Genomic DNA, 21,581 nt, shown 5'->3' on the forward strand with positions numbered 1-21,581 from the left:
CCGATCTGGTCGACAGCCTCGCACGCTACGTCGAGGACGTGCAGGAAAACGGCAAGAAGAACGCGACCCGCAAGGCCTCGCAGGCGGTGCTCAACGCCATCGCGCCCGGCCTGCCGGAACTGCTGGGCGGCTCGGCTGATCTGACCGGCTCCAACGGCACGATCTGGAAGGGCGTGGAACCGGTGACACCGGAGACGGTCAAGGGTCAGTACATCTACTACGGCGTGCGCGAGTTCGGCATGACCGCGATCGGCAACGGACTGCGGCTGCACGGTGGCTTCATCCCGTTTTCCGGCACCTTCCTGACGTTCTCGGACTACGCGCGCAACGCCGTGCGCCTGGCCGCGCTGATGGCTGTGCAGAACATTCTGGTCTACACCCACGACTCCATCGGTCTGGGCGAGGATGGCCCGACGCACCAGCCGATCGAGCATGTCGGCAGCCTGCGCCTGATGCCCAATCTGGACGTCTGGCGTCCCTGCGACGACGTGGAAACCGCGGTGGCCTGGGAATCCGCGCTGCTGCGGCAGGACGGCCCCTCCGCGCTGGCGCTGACCCGGCAGAACATCGAGCATCAGCGGCGCAGCGCCGAACAGCTCGCCGCGGTGCGTCGCGGCGCCTACGTGCTGTGGGAGCCCGCCGCCGATCCGGTCGCGGTGGTGATCGGTACCGGTTCGGAAGTCGAGCTGGCGGTCGAGGCCGCCAAGACGCTGAGCGACGACGGCGTGCCCACCCGCGTGGTGTCCATGCCCTGCGAGGAGGCATTCCTGCGCCAGACCGAGGCCTACCGCGCCGCCGTGTTGCCGGCATCGGTGACCGCGCGCGTGGCCATCGAGGCGGGCGCCACCGGGACCTGGTGGCGCTGGGTCGGTTCGGCCGGCGCGGTGCTCGGCATCGACAGTTACGGCGTGTCCGCCCCGGCGGGAGACGCCTTCCAGCATTTTGACCTGACGTCGGATCGCGTAGTGAAGACTGTGCGCGATCTGTTGAAGTAACCAGACATCAAAGGAGAGAAAAGCATGGCAACGAAGATCGCGATCAACGGTTATGGCCGTATCGGCCGCAATGTCCTGCGTGCGCTGTATGAATCCGGCCGCACCGATGAAATCCAGATCGTGGCGATCAACGACCTGGGTGACGCGAACACCAACGCGCATCTGACCCAGTACGACACCGCCCACGGCAAGTTCCCGGGCACGGTGACCGTCGAGGGCGATTACATCGTCGTCAACGGCGACAAGATCAAGGTGCTGGCCAATCGCAACCCGGCCGAACTGCCGTGGGGCGAACTGGGTGTGGACGTGGTGCTGGAATGCACCGGCTTCTTCGCCACCAAGGACAAGGCCATGGCCCACATCCAGGGTGGTGCGAAGCACGTTGTCGTGTCGCAGCCGGCCGGTTCCGACGTCAAGACCATCGTCTACGGCGTCAACCACGAAACGCTGGAAGCCTCCGACCAGATCGTCAGCAACGCTTCCTGCACCACGAACTGTCTGGCGCCGGTCGCCAAGGCCCTGCAGGATACGGTGGGCATCGAATCCGGTCTGATGACCACGATTCACGCCTTCACCAACGACCAGGTGCTGACCGACGTCTATCACTCGGATCTGCGCCGTGCCCGTTCGGCCACGCAGTCGATGATTCCGACCAAGACCGGCGCCGCCGCTGCTGTCGGCCTGGTGCTGCCGGAACTCAAGGGCAAGCTGGACGGCTTCGCCATCCGCGTGCCGACGATCAACGTGTCGCTGGTCGACCTGACCTTCAAGCCGTCGCGTGCGACCTCCGTCGACGAGATCCACAAGATCATGAAGGCGGCGTCCGAGTCCGGCCCGCTGTCGGCCGTGCTGAACTACAACGACGCGCCGCTGGTGTCGATCGACTTCAACCACGATCCCGCGTCCAGCACCTACGATGCCGGTCTGACCCGCGAGATCGACGGCGGTCTGATCAAGGTCTGCTCGTGGTACGACAACGAGTGGGGCTACAGCAACCGCATGCTCGACACCACGCTGGCCTTGGCGAAAGCCTGAGCGCGGCGCCGTCTGTCACCCAATCTCGGCGTTGCGAAGACGCGCTGAGTGCTCACGGAGCAACAGTCCGCTCCGCGCTCAGCGCGTCTCCGCGCCTTGACCTTGGGCGGCAGACGGCACCTTTCGCGAGGGTGAAACGCTCTCGAGAATGCATGACGTGACGTCGATTCATGGCGTCGAAACCGCAAGCCCTCAGGGCTCACCGCAGTTCCATCATCACGGCGTTGGCATGACGAGCTGCCCGCGCCCGCCGCCTGCCGGATGCGGGCGGCCTGCTTCGAGGAGCACCGCATGAAACGCATGACTGACCTGGATCTCGCCGGCAAGCGGGTCCTGATCCGTGAAGATCTCAACGTGCCGCTGGACGGCGACCGCATTACCTCCGATGCCCGACTCAGGGCGGCGCTGCCGACCATCCGCGCCGCGCGCGATGCCGGTGCCCGGGTGATGGTGATGTCGCATCTCGGCCGCCCGACCGAGGGTCAGCCGGAGGCGAAGTACAGCCTGCAACCGGTGGCGCAGTGGCTGTCGCAGGCACTGGGTGCGCCGGTGCCGCTGATCACCGACTGGCTGACCATGGATGCGCCGCATCCCGGCGACGTGGTGCTGTGCGAGAACGTTCGCTTCCTGGAAGGGGAGAAGAAGGACGACGAGACGCTGGCCAAACGCATGGCGGCGCTTTGCGACATCTACGTGATGGACGCTTTCGGCACGGCGCATCGCGCCCAGGCCTCGACCCACGGTGTCGGCAAGTTCGCCCCCGCCGCCTGCGCCGGTCCGCTGCTCGCGGCCGAGATGGATGCGCTGGGCAAGGCGCTGGACAACCCGGCGCGGCCGCTGGTTGCGATCATCGGCGGCTCCAAGGTTTCGACCAAGCTGGGCGTGATCGAGTCGCTGATCGACAAGGTGGACCAGTTGGTGCTGGGCGGCGGCATCGCCAACACCTTTCTCGCCGCGACCGGTGTCAGTGTAGGCGCCTCGCTGCATGAGCCGGACCTGATCGACACGGCCAAGCGCATCATGGAGGCGGTCAAGGCCAAGGGCGGCGACATTCCGCTGCCCACCGATGTGGTCGTCGCCAGCGAGTTTTCCGCCGACGCGGAAGCCACCGTGAAGCCGGCCGACCAGATCGGTGACAAGGACATGGTGCTGGATGTCGGCCCGGACACGCAGAAGACGCTGGCCGCGCTGCTGGACGGCGCCGGCACCATCGTCTGGAACGGGCCGGTTGGCGTGTTCGAATTCGACGCCTTTGCCGGCGGCACCGAGGCGATGTCGAAGGCCATCGCGGCATCGGATGCGTTTTCCATCGCAGGTGGTGGTGACACCCTGGCGGCGATCGACAAGTACGGTATCGCCGATCAGGTGTCCTACATCTCCACCGGCGGTGGCGCGTTTCTCGAGCTGCTGGAAGGCAAGACTCTGCCGGCCATCGCCATGCTGGAGGCGCGGGCCTAGACCGGCCGCCCGATCAGGGGGCGATGGCGATGCAGGGCATGCGACGGTGGACGACGCGCGCGGTTGTCGTCCTCGCCGTGCTGCTGATCGCCGTCGTCCTGCTCGCCTGGGGCGTGTTGCGGGCCAGCCTCCCCAAGCTTGATGGCGAGCTCGCGCTCGCCGGCCTGCGCGAGCCGGTCACGGTCGAGCGCGATGGCCAGGGTGTTCCCACGCTGACCGGCGACGACCGACTTGATCTCGCCCGCGCCACCGGCTTTCTGCATGCGCAGGATCGCTTCTTCCAGATGGACTTGCTGCGCCGCGCCGCGGCCGGGGAACTGGCCGGCCTGGTCGGTGCCGCGGCGCTGCCGCTGGACCGCAAGGTGGCGCCCGAGCAGCTTCGCGCCGTAGCCACGCGGGGGCTGGCTGACGCGCAGCCGCCGATTCGCGCGCTGCTGGAAGCCTACGCCGAGGGTGTCAACGCCGGCCTTGGTGAACTTGGCGCACGTCCCTTCGAATACTGGATGCTGCGCACCGAGCCTCAACTCTGGCAGGCGCAGGACAGTCTGCTGGTGGCGCTGAGCATGTTCATGGACCTGACCGACCGCACCGCGCGCAAGGAGCGTGACGATGCGGTGCTGCGTCGGGTGCTGGGCGACGAGGCCGCCGCGTTCCTGGCGCCCCAGGGCGGTCCCTGGGATGCGCCGTTGCTGGGCGAGCCACTGCCCGCGCCGGTGGTTCCGTCGGCGGCGCAGTGGACCGCATCGGTCGGAGAGTCGCTGGCCGCGGTAACGCCGCTGGAGCCGCTGCGTGGCAGCAACAACTGGGCGGTCTCCGGCCGGCTGACTCCGCATGGCGGCGCCATCGTCGCCGACGACATGCACCTCGGACTCGGGCTGCCGAACATCTGGTATCGCGTGCGCCTGCATCTGCGCGGAGCCTCCGGCTTCGACATCACCGGTGTCACGCTGCCGGGACTGCCCGCGATCATCGCCGGCAGCAACGGGCACATCGCCTGGGGCTTCACCAACAGCTACGGCGACTACTCCGACATCGTCACGCTGGCGCCGGAGCAGATCGAAACCCTGCGGCTCGAGCTGCCGGTGCAGGGCGGCGAACCGGAAGTGCTGACGGTGCGGACCTCGGCGTTCGGTCCCGTGCATCACGATCCACTGCTGGGCGATTACGCCGTGCAGTGGACGGCGCGCGAGCCCGGCGGGCTCAACCTGAACCTGCTGCTGATGGAGCAGGTTCAGAGTGTCGACGAGGCCATCGCGGTTGCGCACCGTGCCGGCATCCCGCCGCAGAACATGATGATCGCCGGCGCCGATGGCCGGATCGCCTGGACCATCGCCGGCCGGATTCCGGTTCGTCGCGGATTCAGCGGCGACCGTCCTGCCTTGCGTACGGACGCGATTGGCTGGGATGGATGGCTTCCCGACGACGCGGTTCCGCGGATCGTGGCGCCGGATAGCGGCCGTTTGTGGACGGCGAACGCGCGCACGGTCTCCGGTGAGGCGCTGGCCCGGGTGGGCAACGGGGGTTATGCGCTGGGCGCACGGGCCGGGCAGATCCGCGACGATCTGTTCGCTCGCGATGCGCACGATGAAGCGTCGATGCACGACATCGTGCTGGATGATCGCGCGTTGTTTCTGGAGCGCTGGCGCAGGCTGATGTTGGCGCAGCTGCCCGACGGCGACGCCGCTGGCGCGCTCCTGCGCGAGGAGGGGATGCGCGCGTCGGTGGACGACGCCGGGTATCCGCTGGTGCGCGCGTTCCACAATGCCGTCACGGACCGGGTCTGGACCGCGCTGACGGCGCCGGTGCGTGAGGCCGTGCCGGATGCCCCGGTGCGGCGTTCGCATCAGTTCGAGCATGCGCTGTGGGCGCTGATCGAACAGCGGCCGGCGCATCTGCTGCCGGCCGGCGTGGCCGACTGGGATGCGCTGCTGAGCGAAGTCGCGCGGCAGGTGATTGATTCGGCAAAGGCCGACGGGCCGCTGGCCGAGCAGACCTGGGGGGAGGCGAACCGCGCGGAGATCGAGCATCCGCTGGCGGGTTTTCTGCCGTCCTGGCTCGGGCGCCATCTGAAGGCGCCGGCGGTGCCGCAGGCCGGCGACCGCGACATGCCTCGCGTGGCGCGCCCGGGCTTTGGTGCCTCGGAACGCTTTGCCGTGTCACCGGGTCACGAAGCGGCCGGATACTTTACGATGCCGGGAGGGCAGAGCGGACATCCGCTGTCGCCGTGGTTCCTCGCCGGCTTTCAAGACTGGGCGGAAGGGCGCCGCGCGCCGTTCTTGCCAGGGACCACCGAACACCAGTTGATACTGACACCATGACCAATCGATTCGAGGGAACGGAACAATACGTCGCCACTGACGACCTGAAGCTGGCGGTCAACGCTGCGGTCGCGCTGGAGCGGCCGCTGCTGATCAAGGGCGAGCCCGGCACGGGCAAGACGCTGCTGGCCCAGGAGGTCGCGCGGTCGCTGGGCAAGCCGCTGTTCGAGTGGCACATCAAGTCGACGACCAAGGCGCAGCAGGGCCTGTACGAATATGACGCGGTGTCCCGCCTGCGCGATTCACAGCTTGGCGAGGAGAAGGTCCACGATATTGCCAACTACATCGTCAAAGGCGCGTTGTGGGAGTGCTTTTCCTGCGACGAGCAGCCGGTGCTGCTGATCGACGAGATCGACAAGGCGGACATCGAGTTTCCCAACGATCTGTTGCGCGAACTCGATCGCATGGAGTTCGACGTCTACGAAACCCGCGAGACGATCCGGGCGACGCACCGGCCGATCATCATCATCACGTCGAACAACGAGAAGGAACTGCCGGACGCGTTTCTGCGTCGCTGCTTCTTCCACTACATCCGCTTTCCGGACAAGGACACGATGCAGGCCATCGTCGACGTGCATTTCCCCAAGCTGAAGCCGGAACTGCTGCGAGTGGCGATGGAAATCTTCTTCGACCTGCGCGAGGCGCCGGGGCTGAAGAAGAAACCGTCGACCTCGGAACTGATCGACTGGCTCAAGCTGTTGCTGGCCGAGGACATCGACGCCACGACGCTGCGCGAGAGCAGCGCGAAGAAATCGCTGCCGCCACTCTACGGCGCCCTGATCAAGAACGAGCAGGACATCCATCTGTTCGAAAAGCTGGTCTTCATGTCGAGGCGCGGCGCGTAAGCGCAGTCCATCCGGAACGGAACGATCGCAGGAGGGCAGGGATGCACCGACTCGTCCAGATGACACTTTGCGCCGGTCTGGCGCTGGCGCCGCTGACGGTTGTGGCTGACGCGAAGGAACGTGACTGGCATGGTGAAGTGGCGTTCGGGCAGTGGAGTTACGACGCCAGCGGCAGTGTCAGGGACACGACGGATCAGATCAGCTTCTCCGACCTGTCACGTGACGACGAGGATCAGGGCTATCTGCGCCTGGGTCTGAGCTTTCCCCATCGCTGGGCTCCGGATGTGCTGCTCGAACGTCAGGGGCTGGATGCGGGGGCCACGGCCGAATCCGACGGATTTCTGATCATTCCCGGCTCCACTGGCCGCGCCTCCGCGGAGTTCGACGTGACCGCGCTGTCCGTCACCCTGCCGTTGATCGAGGATGGCGTGCGTCTCGGCGTGGGCGTCATGGTCGAGAATCTCGATGGTGTCGTTACGCGTCAGGAGGACGGCGAGCTGGCCGAGACCGATCGCTACGACGAGATTTATCCGCTGGGTCTGCTCCGCCTGGATGTCGCGCCGTTTGGTCCGATCACGCTGCGCTTCGAAACCGCCTATGTGGCGTCCGGTGATGATCGCGCCATTCACGCTCGCGGAACGCTGTTGTGGCCGGTGCTGCGTCCGCTGGGTCTGGAACTGGGCATCCAGTCCAGGCGCTATCGATTCACGACCAGCCACTACGCCGTTGATGCCGAGTTCAAGGGTGGTTACATGGGGATGTTGCTGAAGTTCTGAGGCGGCATCAGGCTTGTCCGAGCACGCCGGTTTGCGCGGTGCTCGCTCCATGGTCGATGAGAGCGCATCGGCAGGCTGCGGTTTCCGACCGATTTCGTCGCCTGCAAACGACAAATTCGTTCAGAGTCAACCGAATCGTTGACCGTTCGTCGGATGTAACGGAAACGTATCTGGTTTTTTCAGGCGCACGCGTAGAATGCGAGGAGTTGGCGAATACCCGCCGGCATTGTTCACGCTGAAATGAGCAGCGTAGTTTGAAAGAGAGAAGGAATGTCTGACGAAATTGAAGGTACCGTCAAGTGGTTCAATGACGAGAAGGGATTCGGATTTGTCGAACGCGCAGGCGGCAAAGACGTGTTTGTTCATTTCAGCGCAATCAATGGCTCCGGTCGTCGCACGCTGCATGAAGGCCAGAAGGTCACGATGCGTGTCGTGCAGGGCCAGAAGGGACCTCAGGCGGAGAACGTCACTCCGCTCTGATCAGTTCCCTGACAGAGTCATCGAAAAAGGCGGGTTTCGACCCGCCTTTTTTGTGTCCGGGTGTTTTCCGCGCATGCGTCCATTTCCGGAAATTCGAAATGGCCCTAAACCAGTATCGCGGGGCCAGGGTTTCATGCGTTGAATTGCCGCAACCCCGGGAAAGGGGGCTTGGGCATCGGTGTCAGCTCCCCCGATGGTCAGGTCATGCGTGGTCCGGTGATTTGCGCAGCCAGCTGTGGAGAGGCGCGAGCAGTGGCGGGCACAAAAAAGGCGTCAAGCTCGCGCTTGACGCCTTTTGTCGACACGGACTGACGGATCAGAACAGCAGGCTGACGCCCAGCTTCACGTCGGTCAGGTCCAGTTCGTTGTCGTTGTCGTCCTCAAGCGTGCTGACCCGGTAGTCGGCGAACAGCCCGAAGTTCGGCGTGATGTCGAACGCGACGCTGAGGAGATATTCCAGGCCATCCACGTCGTCCAGCGACAGATAGCCCAGCTGGCCGTTGAAGCGCAGTTGCTCGGAGGCTGCCAGGATCAGGCCGCCGTGCAGGCCGAAACCGTCCTCGTCGTCACCGTCGATCTCGACCTGCAGGTATTCACCCTGGCCGTAGAACGTCATGCCGTTCGTGGATTCCATGGTGTGGAAACCGCCGCCGAAGCGAAGCTGATCGATCTCGATGTCGAAGTCATCGGTTTCAGCGCTCTGGAACTCGCCCGTCAGGAACGCCTGATCGGCAACGCGGAATGCGCCGGAAATACCGAAGCCGTCGCCGTCGTCGTCACCGCTGCCGCCGGGTGTCGAGATTTCGAGATCCGATGCCAGGAAATAGACATCGACGTGCTGAAAGGGATCGGACGCCTGTCCGGCAAGAGGGAGGGCGAGCAGGGCGGACCCCAGCAAAATCTTCTTCATGTTGACTCCTTAAAGTCCCAACCGCAGATGTGCGTTCGATTGCCCCACATTGGGGCGCGCACGTTGTTGTCTGTGCGACATCCCTTGTTCACGGTAGTGATGAACAAAGACGTCCACGTTGCACTTCCGTTTCAAAATCAAGACAAAACGTCTCGAACGGATAGCGTCGGTAGAGTATCGGCTCGCTGGCGGGGAGTGCAACAGAAAACGCCCCATGAAGGGGCGTTTTCTGATCAATTTGGGTCGGTGCCCGGTTGCGGGCGCCGCCGATGGCCCGGTTACTCGAAGTTGGGCGTGTAAAGCGGTTCGTTCTGCGAAGCGAACCAGGCAGCGAGGTGCTTGATGTCGTCCTTCGACAGGTTGGAGGCGAAGCCACTCATGATCGCGTTGTTGCGCTGACCGGTCTTGTACGCGTTGAGCGCATGGGCCAGGTAGTCCGGATGCTGGCCGGCCAGGATCGGGTACTGGGTAATGCTGGGTGCGCCGGTGGCTCCATGGCAGGCCGTGCAGGTCTGGGCCAGCTGCTCACCCTTCTTGGGGTCGCCGGCCGGAACGATGTCGGGATCGTCCGACGCCGCCGGTGCCTGGGTGACGTAGGCGGCGATATCGCGAATCTGCTGATCCGTGAGCGATGCCGCCTGTGCGGTCATGGTGGGATGCGAACGCTGACCGGACTTGTAGGCGGTCAACGCGCTGACGATGTATTCGGGGTGCTGCCCGCCCAGCCGCGGAACACGAAATGTGGGATACGCGTTGGTGTAGCCGGGGATGCCGTGGCAGCCAGCGCAGGTGTGCGCCAGAGCCTGGCCGTTGTCGGCATTCCCGTCCTGGGCCCAAACCGTGGAGACAGAGGCCAGCGCGACCGCGCAGGCGAATTTCGCAAGTCGAGTCATCGGATTTCGTCGTCGAGAAAGTCTTTGGCAAGCGCTGCCGGCGGCCCGCAATGGTCCGGCAAGCATCTGATGGAGTCAATGACGAAGGATACCATCGATTGGCGGTTGCGGCCCGACCGGACGCAGCCGCTTTGTCGCCGGAACCTGTCGCGCGGGGGCAGTCGCGCTCGTCACGGAAATCGCACCGGGCTGCGCTATCATCGGCCGCCGCAATCATTGGGAGTACGCGCATGCTCTATGCCGCAACCGCGGTCACGGCGGCACTGAACGGGCTGCTGATCCTCATTCTCGCGGCCCGCGTGTCGCAGTTGCGGATTCGCTATCAGGTCGCGCTCGGGGACGGCGGCCAGGCCATGCTGCTGCGCGCGACGCGCACGCATGCGAACGCGACCGAGCACGTGCCGATCTTCCTGATCATGCTGTTGCTGCTTGAGCACAATGCGCCCGGCATCGGCGTGTGGCTGCTGGGTTCGGCCTTCGTCATCGGGCGTCTGGTGTTCTCCTACGGCCTGCTCGGCAGTGCCATCAATCGCAAGCGTCAGGTTGGCGCCGCGATCACCTATCTCTGCCAACTGGTCGCCGCGCTGTGGCTACTGCTGCTGTTCGTGATGCGAGGCACGGCTTGAGTGGAGCCGACGAACCCGATGCCGACGTCGCCGCCGTCGATCTGGGTTCCAACAGTTTTCACATGATCGTCGCGAAGCCGCGGGGGCATGAGATCACCGTGGTCGACAGGTTGCGCGAGCCGGTGCGGCTTGCGGCGGGCCTGGACGAGCAGAAGCGGCTGTCGGCCGAGGCGCAGCAGCGTGCGGTGGATTGTCTGGAACGCTTTGGTCAGCGCCTGCGCGCGATCCGTCCCGGTCGCGCGCGCGTGGTCGGCACGAACACGTTGCGGCGGATGCGTGATCCGGGGTCTTTTCTCGCGGCGGCGGAGCGCGCCCTGGGGCATCCGGTCGAGGTGATTTCCGGCGTCGAGGAAGCCCGCCTGATCTACGGTGGCGTGGTGCATGGCATGGGCGCCGACCAGCCGCGGCGACTGGTGATCGATATCGGTGGCGGAAGCACCGAGGTGATCATCGGCGAGCGTGATGAGCCCCGGTTGCTGGAATCGGTGCGCATGGGCTGCGTCTCCTACTCGGAGCGTTTCTTCGCGGGCGGTGAAATCTCCCGCAAGCGGTTCATGGCGGCACGCATGGCGGCGCGGCTGGAAGCGGAATATCTGGCGGCCGAGTATCGCGGTCGTGGCTGGGACGTCTGTATTGGCGCCTCCGGCACGGTGCGCGCCATCGCCAAGGTCATCGCCGGTTGCGGCTGGGCCGATGGCGAGGTGACGCCTGACGGCCTGGCTCGCGCGGGCGATCTCATCGTCAAGCTGGGCAGCATCGATGCGCTGGACCTCGACGGGCTGCGGGACGATCGCAAGCCGATCTTCCCGGGCGGGCTGGCGGTGCTCACCGGCCTGTTCGACGCGCTGGGCATCCGGCGCATGACCGTCTCGGACCGGGCGTTGCGAGAGGGTGTCGTCTACGACCTGCTCGGGCGCCTGAGCGATCATGACGTGCGACACGACACCGTGGCCGGGCTTGCGCGGCGCTTCGGTGTCGACGAAGCGCATGCCGACCAGGTTCGCGCGACCGCGCTGTCCATCCTGCAGGAAGCCGGTGAAGGCTGGTCCGGGCTGGCGGCCGACCCGGATTGCCGTCAGCTGTTGATCTGGGCGTCGTTACTGCACGAGATCGGCCTGTTCGTGGCCCATGGCTCGTATCACAAGCACGGCGAATATCTCGTCCGCAATGGCGATCTCCACGGCTTTTCCCAGCTGGACCAGCGCATGCTGGCCGCCCTCGTGCGCCTGCACCGCGGCAAGTTTCGTCAGGCCGCGCTGGATGATGTGCCGGAGGGGTGGCGGGATCGCCTGAGCCGGCTGGCGATCATTCTGCGTCTGGCCGTGATCCTGCGGCGGGGTCGCTCGGCCGATGCCATTCCCCCGGTCAGGATCGAGGCGAGCGCCGATCAGGTGACGGTGGAGTTCGATGCCCAATGGCTGGCCGACCATGCGCTCACTCGCGCCGGCCTGGAGCGTGAGCAGGATTTGCTCAAGCAGGCCGGGTTCAGGTTGCGGGTGCTGGAAAGCTAGCCGCCGATCTGCCCGGGCGTCGGCTTCTCAGCCCTCCATCAGGACCTGCTGGGCGCTGACCAGGTCGTCGCCGGCCACGTCGCGTTGATAGGTGCCCTCTGGCGTCAGCTCCCAGGACTGGGAGTTGTCCCGCAGGTAGAGATCCAGTTCGGCAAGAACGCGTTTCGCGAGCTTCTTGTCCAGGATCGGGAACGCGGTTTCGACGCGGCGGAACAGGTTGCGTTCCATCCAGTCGGCGCTGGCGCAGTACAGGTCGGGCTTGCCGTTGTTGGCGAAGTAGTAGACGCGGGTGTGCTCGAGAAACCGGCCGATGATGGAGCGCACGCGAATGTGGTCGGACAGTCCCGGCACGCCCGGTCGCAGGCAGCACATGCCGCGGATGATCAGATCGATCTCGACCCCGGCTTGCGATGCCTCGTACAGGGCATCGATGACCGACCGCTCGGTCAGCGAGTTCATCTTGGCGATGATCCGGCCGCCGCGCCCTGTGCGCGCATGCTCGGTCTCGCGCGCGATGAACGCCATGATGCCGGGATGCAGCGAGAACGGTGATTGCAGCAGCTTGTCCAGCTTGAGCACCTTCCCCAGGCTGGTCAGTTGCAGGAAGACGCGGTGGACGTCCTCGCCGATCGCGGGGTCCGCGGTGAACAGGCCGTAGTCGGTGTACAGACGTGCGGTGCGCGGGTGGTAGTTGCCGGTGGACAGGTGACAGTAGTGCGTCAGACGGCCTTTCTCCCGGCGCACGATCAGCACCATCTTGGCGTGGGCCTTGTGACCGACCACACCGTAAACCACATGCGCGCCGGCTTCCTGCAATGCCTCGGCCAGACCGATGTTGTCCGCCTCGTCGAAGCGCGCGCGCAGTTCGACCACCACCGTGACCTCCTTGCCGGCGTGGGCCGCCTTGATCAGGGCGTCGACGACGGCCGAGTCGGTGCCGGTGCGGTAAAGCGTCTGCTTGATCGCCAGCACGTCGGGGTCCTTCGCCGCCGCGCGCAGAAACTCCACGACGGGCGCGAAGGAATCGAAGGGGTGGTGCAGCAGGATGTCCTTGCGGCTGATGGTGTCGAAGATCCGGTCCTGCCCCATGCTGGTCGACAACCTCGACGTGAACGGCGGGTACTTCAGGTCCGGGCGATCGACCATGTCGCCCAACGCCATCAGGCGGTTGAGGTTGACTGGCCCGTCGACCCGGAACAGGTCCTCCTCGGTCAGGCCCAGCTTGTCGAGCAGGTACTGCCAGACACCATCCGGACAGTTGTGGGCGACCTCCAGGCGGACCTCATCGCCGTACTGGCGCTGCGGCAGTTCCCCTTCCAGCGCCAGCAGCAGATCGTCGACCTCTTCCTCGTCGACGAACAGCTCGGAATTGCGGGTGACCCGGAACTGGTAGCAGCCGGAGACCGTCATGCCGGGGAACAGCTCGTCCACGTAGGCGTGAATCACCGAGGACAGAAACACGAAATCGTTCGGGCCGGCGCCCTCGACGTCCGGCGGAATCTGGATCAGTCGCGGCAGCGAGCGCGGCGCTCCGACCACGGCGAAGCGGGCCGTGCGGCCGAACGCGTCCTTGCCGTCCAGCGACACGACGAAGTTCAGGCTCTTGTTGATGATGCGCGGGAACGGGTGCGCCGGGTCCAGTCCGATCGGGGAGAGCACCGGCAGCAGCTCGTTGTGAAAGTAGTTCCGCAACCAGTCGTCCTGCGCTGCGTTGGAGACCCAGTCCACGCGTCGCACGAAGCGGATGTTCTCCTGTTCCAGCGCCGGGATCAGCACCGAGTTCAGGGTGCCGTACTGGTCGGCGACCAGGGCGTGGGCGCGCTCGCTGATCTGCGACAGCAGCGTCGTGGGGAGGATGTTGTCGGGCCCCGCCTGCACCGCGCCCACCTCGGCCATCTGCTTGAGCCCGGCGACGCGAACCTCGTAGAACTCATCTAGGTTCGAACAGGAAATGCAGAGGAACTTCATCCGCTCAATCAGCGGAACACGCTCGTCCTTGGCCTGTTCCAGCACGCGCTGGTTGAATTCCAGCAGTGACAGCCAGCGATTGATGTAGCGGTCCGGCGTGAAGGTGTCCGTTCCGTTGTTTGCGATGTCGTTCATGACAACGTGCTCGATATCCTGGTTCGACGGTGAACGAGACCGTTCAGCATATGATGCGGTGGGGTGGCCATGCACCGATGATCCGGGTCCGGTGATGACGTGCAAGCCGGCCAGAGACTGCGAGTGCTGTGTGACAGGTTGATTAAGCCGACAGGTGTCGGGCTTGGCACCGGTCGCGATTCCGTGTTTTCTTGCACCGGCCTCTGTCACCGCGCTGTCAAATGGGGTTGGCAGGCTTGCGCGTCCGAAGAAGGAGAACCGAATGAAACACTCTCGACTGGCGTATTCACTGGCGGCGGTCTCGACGCTGGCCGCGGCGGGTTGCGCCATTCCGCACAGCTACAAGGGCACCGATGCCGAGATCGTGGAGACGGCGCCCGCGAAGCCGGTGATGGACGTTTCCGATTACTACGAGGCGCACCACGAGGGACGCATCTACGTCTTCGATGATTTCGCGACCTACAAGGCGTTTCTGGATTACGGCCACACGGCCTACCGGCTGGTGCGCATCGGTGAAGGGCCGGACGGCGAGACCATCGTGTTCGGTCTGACCGACGACGACAAGGCCAAGCGCGAGGGCATCGCATCGGTTGCGCTTTATGACGGCGAGGTCTCGGGCGCCGAGAACTTCTACGGGGAAGTGCTCTACGACGGCCGCTTCTACGTGTTCGATCGCTGGGAGGACTTGCAGGCGTTCAAGGGTTCCTGGGATGCGCCCTACCGGTTCACCGAAATCGGCGCCGGTCCCGGCAGCCGCACGATCGTGTACGTGCTGCATGACGGCAACAAGGAAGTGCGGCCCGATGCGTTGATCGGCCGCTTCAAGAAGCGGCACGGGTTGCCGATCCGGGCCTACTAGCGGGCGGCGGCTCGCGTCAGGCGACGCGATCCAGCACCAGCACGCGCTCGGGGTAGTCGGTGAAGATGCCGTCGACGCCGAGCGCGCGAACGCGCTCGATCTCCACCGGATGGTTGACGGTGTAGACGTACACCGCCAGCCCGCGTGCTCGGGCGTCCTCAATCATGTTCGGCGCGAGGAACTCGTGCGACAGGTGAACCGAGATGGCGCCCAGTGCCTCCGCGCTGGCGGCATAGTCCAGCGGCACGCCGGCGTATAGCGCGCCGATCGGGATGCGTGGTTCCAGCGCGCTCACCTGCCGGAGTTCCTGCAGATTGAAGCTGGAGACCAGAAATTCGCTCCAGTCCCATCCCAGGACCTGCACCGCGTGCCGGATGTCCCGCACGATGACGCCGGCGCTGCCCGCGGCCTTCAGTTCCAGATTCAGTCCCGCGCGATGATCGATCAGTTCGATCGTGTCCAGGACGCCGGGGACCTTCTGCCCCCGTCCGGCATCGAGGCCGGCGAGATAGTCGGGCGCGACATCGGCCACGAAACCGTGTCCGTTGGTCGTTCGCTCCAGCGTCAGGTCGTGCATCAAGACAGGGTTGCCCGCATTGAGCTGCACATCGACCTCGACCCAGTCCGCGCCCAGGCGAATGGCCGTCTCGACGCCGAGCAGCGTGTTTTCCGGCGCGTGACCGCGAGCGCCGCGATGTCCGAAGACCAGCGGGCGGTCGTCGGCGCGCGCGCACTGGCTGGGGGGAAGATTGCTGTACATGCCGTCTGCCTCCGCGGGCATACCCGTCGTCAGGCTGTTCCGAGAGTGTTCTCCGGGCTCGGAACCGGTCCCGCCTGAACCAGCACCCGGCTGATCAGGCGATAAATATCACTGTTCGAGTTGACGTTGATATTGCAGTCCGTTCACCAGTTCCCCTGGCGGCGGGGTTTGTGGATCAGCGGCGGCTTCGTCCGACAGCCGGCAGCTGTTGAAGCGGTCGCGGCCCTGCTTCTTCGACAGGTACATCATGCGGTCCGCCCGGATCACGAAGTCGCGCAGCGATGTCCCGGCCGTCGGCACGCCCACGGTGGCACCGATGCTGGCGGTCACCGCGATCATGTCTTCGTCGTCGGACTGGATTCGCAGTCCGCGCACACGGTCGAGAACGCGCTCGGCGAGAATCTCCGCCTGCTCGGCATTCACCTCGTAGTAGGCGAGCAGAAATTCCTCGCCGCCGACGCGTCCGGCCAGATCCAGTGGTCGCTGACAGGCGATGCGCAGCACTTCACCAACGCAGCGGATGACCTCGTCGCCCATCAGATGCCCGTAGGTATCGTTGACGCGCTTGAAGTGGTCGATGTCCAGGCACAGCACGCACAAGGAACTCTGCTGGCGGTGCGCCATGCGGATGATGCGCTCTGCCTGGTCCTCGAATGCGCCGCGGTTGAGAATGCCGGTCAACTCGTCGTAGGTCGCCGACCAGATCAGCGACTCGCGGGCCAGCCAGGCGCGCCGCGCGGTCATTTCCATGGAGCCGATCGCGGCGATGCCGATCAGGCACATGCAGATGAAGACGAACACATCGCGGGCCTGGAACGGCTCCGCGGCGAAGTGCGTGGTCAGCCATCCCGCCGCCAGCGTCAACGCCACCATCGCCAGGCCCGCCAGCAGGCGCACGTGACTCAGCACGCAAAACATCAGGGTGTACGTCGTCAGTGCCGTCAACGGCTGCGGTTGCCCGGTGCCGGTCAGCGTCACTGTCAGACTGGACAGGAAGACAATGCCGGAGGCGCAGAGCACGACCACGGCGGCGGTCGAGGCGGGGTACCAGTCGGGATGCAGCAGCGTGGCCAGGCACAACACGGCGGCCGGAGTCACGGCGAACAGCAGCCAGGCAGACTGAGCCTGGTAGGCGAGCGGTGGCGAATCCAGCAGGATCGGACCCAGCACCGGTGCGCCCAGTGTCATGACGCAGACCGCCACGGTCAGCATCCAGCGGCCGACACGGCCGCCATCTCGATAACTCTTGCGAAAAGCCGCTTCCGTGGGCGCCGATCCGAATCGGATGCCCGTGTAATCGGCACGAATTCCCGTGCTGTACATGGTCTCTGTCGACGCCCTCCTCCGGCTGGAGAGTAGACCACCGCCACCGTCAAGCGCACGTGATCTGCCGACGGGCGTCCTGGCCGCGGGGAGCCGTGGCCGTCCGGGTGCACGGCTCTCGGCTCGTGATAAACTCCGCGCCCCGCTCCGGAACATTCATCGTGGCCGGACCCGAGATTTCATCTGATCGTTGAGGCGTAGCCGTGGATTCGAACCACGACAAGGTATTTGTCACGACATTTCTGGGCGTGATCGGTTTTCTGGTGGCGTTGACGGTGGTGATCGTCGTCATCGCCAACATGATCACCGGCGACGAGGACTCCGAGGAGTTGCGCCAGATCGCTTACGAGCGAACCCAGTCCCGGATCGCGCCGGTTGGCGAGGTCATTACCGATCCGAACGCCATCAAGGTGTCGGCAAGTTCAGGCGAATCCGATGCCGAGCCGCGCTCTGGCGAGGAAATCGTCCAGGGTCTTTGCTCCGGCTGTCACGCGGCTGGTGTCGCCGGCGCGCCGAAACTGGACGATACGACGGAGTGGTCGTCGCGTCTGGACGCCTTGGGGCGCGACGGGCTGGTGACCAGCGTGATCAACGGGAAGGGCGCGATGCCGCCGAAGGCCGGCGATCCTTCGCTCAGCGAAGCCGAGATCGAGGCTGCCGTCGACGCGATGCTGAAGCAGGCCGGCGTCTGACGCCGATTCGCGTGCCGCGGTCATTCGTGGTCGCCTGATATCGAAAGCTTCCGGGGCCGCGCGTTGCGCGGCCCTTTTCGTTTCAGGTGGTCTCCGGGTCGCTCTTCGCGCCGAAGCGCGCCCTTAGCGCGGCGAGCTGTCTGGCGCGCTGCGCCTGTTGTTCGGCCGCGTCCTGTGCCTCGTCCGGCCAGTCGACATCGGTTTCGGGCAGCTCTTCCAGGAACCGGCTGGACGGCACATCGACGAGTTCGCCGCCGCGCTTGATCTGACGGGGGACGGTGAGGGTCAGCGTGGACTGTGCGCGGGTGATGCCGACGTAGAACAGCCGGCGCTCCTCGTCGACATCGTCGGTGTTTTCGTGGGGCAGGATGCCATCGACCATGCCGACGATGAACACGTTGCGGAACTCCAGCCCCTTGGATGCGTGCAGGGTCGCGAGCTGGACCTCGTCGACCTCGTCACCGCCATCCTGCTTGTCCAGCATGTCGACCAGGCTGAAGTGGTTGACCACGTCCTCGAGGCTGCGATCGTCCTCGGCCAGGCGGCGGGTCCAGTCCATCAGTTCGTCGATCAGCTTGAACTTGCGGTCGGCGCGCACCTTGTCCGGTGTCGTCGCGGCGATCCAGTCGCGGTAGGCGAGCTCCGCGATCATTTCGGCGAGGATGTGATCCGGACGCATGTGGGCGGCCGTCCGCGACAGGCGTTCATGCCAGTTGCAGAAGCGTGCCAGCTCGGCGCCCTGGCGGCCGCCGATCATGCCGAGCGACGTCGCTTCCTGTGCCGCCTGCAACAACGGGCAGTGGCGTTCCTGTGCGTAGTTGCCGAGTCGCTGCAGGGTGGCCGGCCCCAGCTCCCGTCGCGGCACGTTGATGATGCGCAGAAAGGCGCGGTCATCATCCGGGTTGGCGAGCAGGCGCAGGTAGGCCACGAGATCCTTGACCTCGGCACGGTCGAAGAACGAGCGGCCGCCGGTCATGCGATAGGCGATGTTCTGCGCTCGCAGTGCCTGCTCGATGACGCGCGCCTGATGGTTGCTGCGGTAGAGGATTGCGTAGTCCGACCAGCGATCGCCCGAGCGGATGCGGTGCGTGGACAGCAGCGTGACCACGCGCTCGGCCTCCACCGCGTCATCCGGAACGTTGACCACGCGCAGCTTCGTGCCCTCGCCAAGCGCGCTCCACAACGTCTTCTGGTACAGGCGGGTGTTGCGCTCGATCACCGAGTTCGCGGAGCGCAGGATGCGGCTGGTGCTGCGGTAGTTCTGTTCGAGCTTGATGACGTCCAGCTCGGGATAGTCCGTCTTCAGGTCGGCCAGATTCTCCGGCCGCGCGCCCCGGAACCGGTAAATCGACTGATCGTCGTCCCCGACCACGGTGAAGCGGGCCCGCACGCCGACCAGCGCGCGCATCATCGCGTACTGCACCGGGTTCGTGTCCTGGTACTCGTCGACCAGCAGATAACGGATGCGGTTCTGCCAGCGGTTGCGGACCGTCTCGTTGTCCTGGAGCAGTCGCGTCGGCTTGACGATCAGGTCGTCGAAGTCCACGGCGTTGTAGGCGGCCAGGTGCGATTCGTACTGCTCGTACAGCCGGGCCAGTGTCGCGTCGGCCTCCGACTCCGCCGCTGCGGCGGTGTCGGCCGGCATCTGCAAGGCCTGCTTGCGGTCGGAGATCCAGCGCAATGCCAGCTTGATGCGGTCCGGTTCGGTGACGCCCAGGTCACGGATCAGCGCGCTGGTGTCCTCGCTGTCCAGAATCGAGACGTTGGCGCGCAGGCCGATGTGGTGGTGTTCCTCGCGCAGCACGTCCAGGCCCAGGCGGTGGAATGTCGAGATGCGCATGCGTGATACGACATCGCGCGGCAGGCGCTTGCCAACGCGCTCGCGCATTTCACGGGAGGCCTTGTTGGTGAACGTGACCGCGACGATGTGCTGAGGCTCGACGCCGGCATGCTCGATCAGGTGCCCGATCTTTTCGGTGATGACGCGCGTCTTTCCGCTGCCTGCGCCCGCGAGCACGAGCAACGGACCGCTGACGTGCTCGACGGCGGCCTGCTGGCGGTCGTTGAGTTTTGGCATGACCTTGCGTTGAAGGTGGGGCGGATGTAGATTTTTGCGCCGCAACAAGAGCGTTACGACCCTGAGTCGCGGCGCGGACAGTAAACGCCGAGGGGGGCAACAGCAAGGTCTCTCGGTACGAGGGCGCGGACTTCGTGGAACCGGAGTTCTGGGGAAGTGCCTGAAGGTGCCGGTGCAAAATGACTGGCGAGTGTGGAAACCCACGGCTTGGCACGGGGTTTGCGATTCAACTGCGGGGCTGCGGCAACGACCTTAAAGCTATCCGCAAAACCATCAATGTTTTTGAGTAAAGGGGCGTAACCAAATGGAATTCAAGCGTTCAGTCATCAGCGCAGCGGTCTTGGGCGCGACGGTATTTTCCGGCAACGCGCTGGCCGGCAGCACGAGCGTCAACTTGGCGGTCACGAGCGATTACCTGTTCCGTGGCCTCCCGCAGTCGGGCGGTGCCGCTGTTCAGGGTGGAATCGACTACGCTGCAGACTCCGGTTTCTATCTCGGTGCATGGGCATCCTCCATCGGCTTTGGTGGTGATGCAGGTGGCGCAGGTTCCGAACTGGATCTCTACCTCGGATTTGGCGGTGAGGCGGGAGCCGTGGGCTACGACCTCGGTGCGATCTACTACCTCTACACCGAAGAAGACGAAGTCGACATGCCGGACCCGTCGTACAACACGATCGAGTTCTACGGCAGCCTGTCCGCCGGCATGTTCTCGCTGGGCGCGTACTTTGCTCCGGATACCTATTTCGGTGTGGACGAGTCCGCCTACGGCGTGAGCGTCGGCTTCTCGGCTCCGATCACCGACATGGCTTCCTTCGACGCCTCGATCCAGCACAACGGCGGCGAGGGCAACGAAGCCTTTACCCCGGACGGCGACGCCTACCTCGACTACAGCTTCGGTATCTCGGCTGAGTCCGAGTCCGGTCTGTCGGTCGGTCTGGCCTTCGTCGGCACCGACATCGAAGACGACGATCCGAAGTTCATCGTCAGCGGTGGCTACGCGTTCGACATCTGATCGCCAACTCCTGATACCAGGAGAGCCATCAAGAAGGAGGACCGCTACGGCGGTCCTCTTTTTTTGTGTCTGGTGCTGGGGTAGGCTCCCGGCTGTTCGGCGCCGCGTTTCGCGGGGCCTCTTGCGGGCCGGCCCGATACGGTGGTTGGCGCCGCTGATCACACCGCGATCAACGCATTCCGAGGGAGTCAAATCATGGGCAGACTGAAACCCGTCATCGCCGGTTCGCTGGCCGGGTTCGGCCTGCTGGCGAGCACGTCGGCATCCGCAGAACTCGAGGCCAGCGTCGGCGCAGCCAGCGAGTACGTCTTTCGTGGCGTCGCCTCCGGGTCGCCTCAGGTCTGGGGCGGGCTGGACTGGAGTTCGAACGTCGGCGCATACGCCGGCATGTGGGTCTCCAGCACGTCGACTCAGGGCAACGAGGAAGTGGACTATTACGTCGGCTGGGGCAACGAGATGTTCGATGTCGGCGCGATCTACTACGCGTTTCCGTCGCAGCCCAGTCAGGGCGGCTCCGGGATCACCGAAATCTATGGCGGGATCGGCATTGGACAGTTCGCCGGGTACATCTGGTACGCGCCAGGCGGCGTGGACGGCCCGGACGACGACGACTACGCCTATCTCGATCTGAACTACGACTTTCCGCTGACCAGCAATACGTCCATCGGCGCGCATGTTGGCTATCTGGAGCCGATCGGCGACAACGCCGTCAATCGGGACCCGAATCCGCAGCCGGGTGACGATCCGCAGGACGCCGACTTCGACCTGGGGCTGTCCCTGAACGTGTCGGATTTCTTCCTGGCGCTCACGTATCTGGAAGGCTCCGGCGGTGGTTTCTCCACGGTTGTGGGGTATAGCTGGGCCTTGCCGGTGGAATAAGCCGGCCGCGCCTGGCGCCGGAAGCGGCA

The 21,581-nt window shown here is 65.1% G+C and carries 20 protein-coding genes; 13 read left to right on the forward strand and 7 right to left on the reverse strand.

The genetic code is table 11. The features are described 5' to 3' along the window. From ABNS06_RS13625 to ABNS06_RS13655, 7 genes are all read left to right on the forward strand, one after another. Positions 1-995: transketolase C-terminal domain-containing protein (locus ABNS06_RS13625; protein WP_348675139.1), on the forward strand; the 995-nt coding region annotated here is incomplete at its 5' end. Positions 996-1,019: 24 nt separating this feature from the next. After that, entirely contained in the window at positions 1,020-2,030 is a 1,011-nt protein-coding gene (gene gap / locus ABNS06_RS13630; protein ID WP_348675140.1) for a type I glyceraldehyde-3-phosphate dehydrogenase, read from the forward strand. 291 nt (positions 2,031-2,321) lie between these two features. Continuing rightward, a complete protein-coding gene (locus tag ABNS06_RS13635; RefSeq protein ID WP_348675141.1) occupies positions 2,322-3,488 on the forward strand; it encodes a phosphoglycerate kinase in 1,167 nt (388 codons plus the stop codon). Between the two features lie 38 nt (positions 3,489-3,526). Next, the gene (locus ABNS06_RS13640) at positions 3,527-5,806 is read left to right on the forward strand and encodes a penicillin acylase family protein (RefSeq protein WP_348675142.1); all 2,280 of its coding nucleotides are present in this window, start codon (positions 3,527-3,529) and stop codon (positions 5,804-5,806) included. Further along, positions 5,803-6,651 carry a MoxR family ATPase gene (locus tag ABNS06_RS13645; protein WP_348675143.1) on the forward strand — a complete coding sequence of 283 codons (849 nt, stop codon included), beginning with the start codon at positions 5,803-5,805 and terminating at the stop codon, positions 6,649-6,651. Before ABNS06_RS13640 ends, ABNS06_RS13645 begins: the two co-directional genes overlap by 4 nt. A 41-nt stretch (positions 6,652-6,692) precedes the next feature. Further along, the gene (locus ABNS06_RS13650; protein ID WP_348675144.1) at positions 6,693-7,427 is read left to right on the forward strand and encodes a hypothetical protein; all 735 of its coding nucleotides are present in this window, start codon (positions 6,693-6,695) and stop codon (positions 7,425-7,427) included. Between the two features lie 270 nt (positions 7,428-7,697). Further along, the gene (locus ABNS06_RS13655; protein WP_348675145.1) at positions 7,698-7,907 is read left to right on the forward strand and encodes a cold-shock protein; all 210 of its coding nucleotides are present in this window, start codon (positions 7,698-7,700) and stop codon (positions 7,905-7,907) included. A 316-nt stretch (positions 7,908-8,223) separates the two neighbouring features. On the opposite strand, the gene ABNS06_RS13660 is transcribed toward ABNS06_RS13655, so the two are convergent. Together ABNS06_RS13660 and ABNS06_RS13665 are read right to left on the reverse strand one after the other, a co-directional pair. Further along, positions 8,224-8,817, reverse strand: a complete 594-nt coding sequence (locus ABNS06_RS13660) for an outer membrane beta-barrel protein (RefSeq protein WP_348675146.1) — start codon at positions 8,815-8,817, stop codon at positions 8,224-8,226. Between the two features lie 278 nt (positions 8,818-9,095). Then, positions 9,096-9,710 carry a cytochrome c gene (locus ABNS06_RS13665; RefSeq protein ID WP_348675147.1) on the reverse strand — a complete coding sequence of 205 codons (615 nt, stop codon included), beginning with the start codon at positions 9,708-9,710 and terminating at the stop codon, positions 9,096-9,098. 230 nt (positions 9,711-9,940) lie between these two features. On the opposite strand from ABNS06_RS13665, the gene ABNS06_RS13670 reads away from it, so the two are divergent. After that, a complete protein-coding gene (locus ABNS06_RS13670) occupies positions 9,941-10,336 on the forward strand; it encodes an MAPEG family protein (protein ID WP_348675148.1) in 396 nt (131 codons plus the stop codon). 62 nt (positions 10,337-10,398) lie between these two features. Continuing rightward, on the forward strand, positions 10,399-11,847 hold the full coding sequence (locus ABNS06_RS13675) for a Ppx/GppA phosphatase family protein (RefSeq protein ID WP_348675167.1): 1,449 nt from the start codon (positions 10,399-10,401) through the stop codon (positions 11,845-11,847). Between the two features lie 27 nt (positions 11,848-11,874). Here the strand turns inward: ABNS06_RS13675 and ppk1 are convergent, their stop codons facing one another. Beyond that, positions 11,875-13,950 carry a polyphosphate kinase 1 gene (ppk1, locus tag ABNS06_RS13680; protein WP_348675149.1) on the reverse strand — a complete coding sequence of 692 codons (2,076 nt, stop codon included), beginning with the start codon at positions 13,948-13,950 and terminating at the stop codon, positions 11,875-11,877. Between the two features lie 262 nt (positions 13,951-14,212). On the opposite strand from ppk1, the gene ABNS06_RS13685 reads away from it, so the two are divergent. Continuing rightward, positions 14,213-14,809, forward strand: coding sequence for a hypothetical protein (locus ABNS06_RS13685; protein WP_348675150.1), 597 nt, complete (start codon positions 14,213-14,215; stop codon positions 14,807-14,809). Between the two features lie 16 nt (positions 14,810-14,825). Here the strand turns inward: ABNS06_RS13685 and ABNS06_RS13690 are convergent, their stop codons facing one another. Together ABNS06_RS13690 and ABNS06_RS13695 are read right to left on the reverse strand one after the other, a co-directional pair. Beyond that, positions 14,826-15,569, reverse strand: a complete 744-nt coding sequence (locus ABNS06_RS13690; protein ID WP_348675151.1) for a glycerophosphodiester phosphodiesterase family protein — start codon at positions 15,567-15,569, stop codon at positions 14,826-14,828. A gap of 108 nt (positions 15,570-15,677) precedes the next feature. Further along, positions 15,678-16,892, reverse strand: a complete 1,215-nt coding sequence (locus ABNS06_RS13695) for a GGDEF domain-containing protein (RefSeq protein ID WP_348675152.1) — start codon at positions 16,890-16,892, stop codon at positions 15,678-15,680. 203 nt (positions 16,893-17,095) lie between these two features. Between ABNS06_RS13695 and ABNS06_RS13700 the strand changes: the two genes are divergently transcribed. Further along, positions 17,096-17,584, forward strand: coding sequence for a c-type cytochrome (locus ABNS06_RS13700; RefSeq protein WP_348675153.1), 489 nt, complete (start codon positions 17,096-17,098; stop codon positions 17,582-17,584). An 82-nt stretch (positions 17,585-17,666) separates the two neighbouring features. Here ABNS06_RS13700 and ABNS06_RS13705 read toward each other — a convergent pair whose 3' ends face one another. Then, positions 17,667-19,661 (reverse strand): UvrD-helicase domain-containing protein, encoded by a 1,995-nt coding sequence (locus ABNS06_RS13705; protein WP_348675154.1) that lies wholly within the window; start codon positions 19,659-19,661, stop codon positions 17,667-17,669. Positions 19,662-19,934: 273 nt separating this feature from the next. Further along, positions 19,935-20,066, reverse strand: coding sequence for a hypothetical protein (locus ABNS06_RS13710; protein ID WP_348675169.1), 132 nt, complete (start codon positions 20,064-20,066; stop codon positions 19,935-19,937). Between ABNS06_RS13710 and ABNS06_RS13715 the strand changes: the two genes are divergently transcribed. After that, positions 20,032-20,673, forward strand: coding sequence for a TorF family putative porin (locus tag ABNS06_RS13715; protein WP_348675168.1), 642 nt, complete (start codon positions 20,032-20,034; stop codon positions 20,671-20,673). The two genes, ABNS06_RS13710 and ABNS06_RS13715, sit on opposite strands and share 35 nt — an antisense overlap. 195 nt (positions 20,674-20,868) lie before the next feature. Further along, positions 20,869-21,552: a TorF family putative porin gene (locus tag ABNS06_RS13720; protein ID WP_348675155.1), complete on the forward strand. Its 684-nt coding sequence runs from the start codon at positions 20,869-20,871 to the stop codon at positions 21,550-21,552. Positions 21,553-21,581 lie beyond the last annotated feature (29 nt).

The organism is uncultured Abyssibacter sp., from assembly GCF_964000955.1.
Lineage (GTDB): Bacteria > Pseudomonadota > Gammaproteobacteria > Nevskiales > OUC007 > Abyssibacter.

What these genes read in the sequence shown, in the direction of transcription:
- gap (WP_348675140.1), top strand. Translation starts at nt 1,020, where the DNA reads ATGGCAACGAAGATCGCGATCAACGGTTATGGCCGTATCGGCCGCAAT.
- ABNS06_RS13635 (WP_348675141.1), top strand. Translation starts at nt 2,322, where the DNA reads ATGAAACGCATGACTGACCTGGATCTCGCCGGCAAGCGGGTCCTGATC.
- ABNS06_RS13640 (WP_348675142.1), top strand. Translation starts at nt 3,527, where the DNA reads ATGCGACGGTGGACGACGCGCGCGGTTGTCGTCCTCGCCGTGCTGCTG.
- ABNS06_RS13645 (WP_348675143.1), top strand. Translation starts at nt 5,803, where the DNA reads ATGACCAATCGATTCGAGGGAACGGAACAATACGTCGCCACTGACGAC.
- ABNS06_RS13650 (WP_348675144.1), top strand. Translation starts at nt 6,693, where the DNA reads ATGCACCGACTCGTCCAGATGACACTTTGCGCCGGTCTGGCGCTGGCG.
- ABNS06_RS13655 (WP_348675145.1), top strand. Translation starts at nt 7,698, where the DNA reads ATGTCTGACGAAATTGAAGGTACCGTCAAGTGGTTCAATGACGAGAAG.
- ABNS06_RS13660 (WP_348675146.1), bottom strand. Translation starts at nt 8,817, where the DNA reads ATGAAGAAGATTTTGCTGGGGTCCGCCCTGCTCGCCCTCCCTCTTGCC.
- ABNS06_RS13665 (WP_348675147.1), bottom strand. Translation starts at nt 9,710, where the DNA reads ATGACTCGACTTGCGAAATTCGCCTGCGCGGTCGCGCTGGCCTCTGTC.
- ABNS06_RS13670 (WP_348675148.1), top strand. Translation starts at nt 9,941, where the DNA reads ATGCTCTATGCCGCAACCGCGGTCACGGCGGCACTGAACGGGCTGCTG.
- ABNS06_RS13675 (WP_348675167.1), top strand. Translation starts at nt 10,399, where the DNA reads ATGATCGTCGCGAAGCCGCGGGGGCATGAGATCACCGTGGTCGACAGG.
- ppk1 (WP_348675149.1), bottom strand. Translation starts at nt 13,950, where the DNA reads ATGAACGACATCGCAAACAACGGAACGGACACCTTCACGCCGGACCGC.
- ABNS06_RS13685 (WP_348675150.1), top strand. Translation starts at nt 14,213, where the DNA reads ATGAAACACTCTCGACTGGCGTATTCACTGGCGGCGGTCTCGACGCTG.
- ABNS06_RS13690 (WP_348675151.1), bottom strand. Translation starts at nt 15,569, where the DNA reads ATGTACAGCAATCTTCCCCCCAGCCAGTGCGCGCGCGCCGACGACCGC.
- ABNS06_RS13695 (WP_348675152.1), bottom strand. Translation starts at nt 16,892, where the DNA reads ATGTACAGCACGGGAATTCGTGCCGATTACACGGGCATCCGATTCGGA.
- ABNS06_RS13705 (WP_348675154.1), bottom strand. Translation starts at nt 19,661, where the DNA reads ATGCCAAAACTCAACGACCGCCAGCAGGCCGCCGTCGAGCACGTCAGC.
- ABNS06_RS13720 (WP_348675155.1), top strand. Translation starts at nt 20,869, where the DNA reads ATGGGCAGACTGAAACCCGTCATCGCCGGTTCGCTGGCCGGGTTCGGC.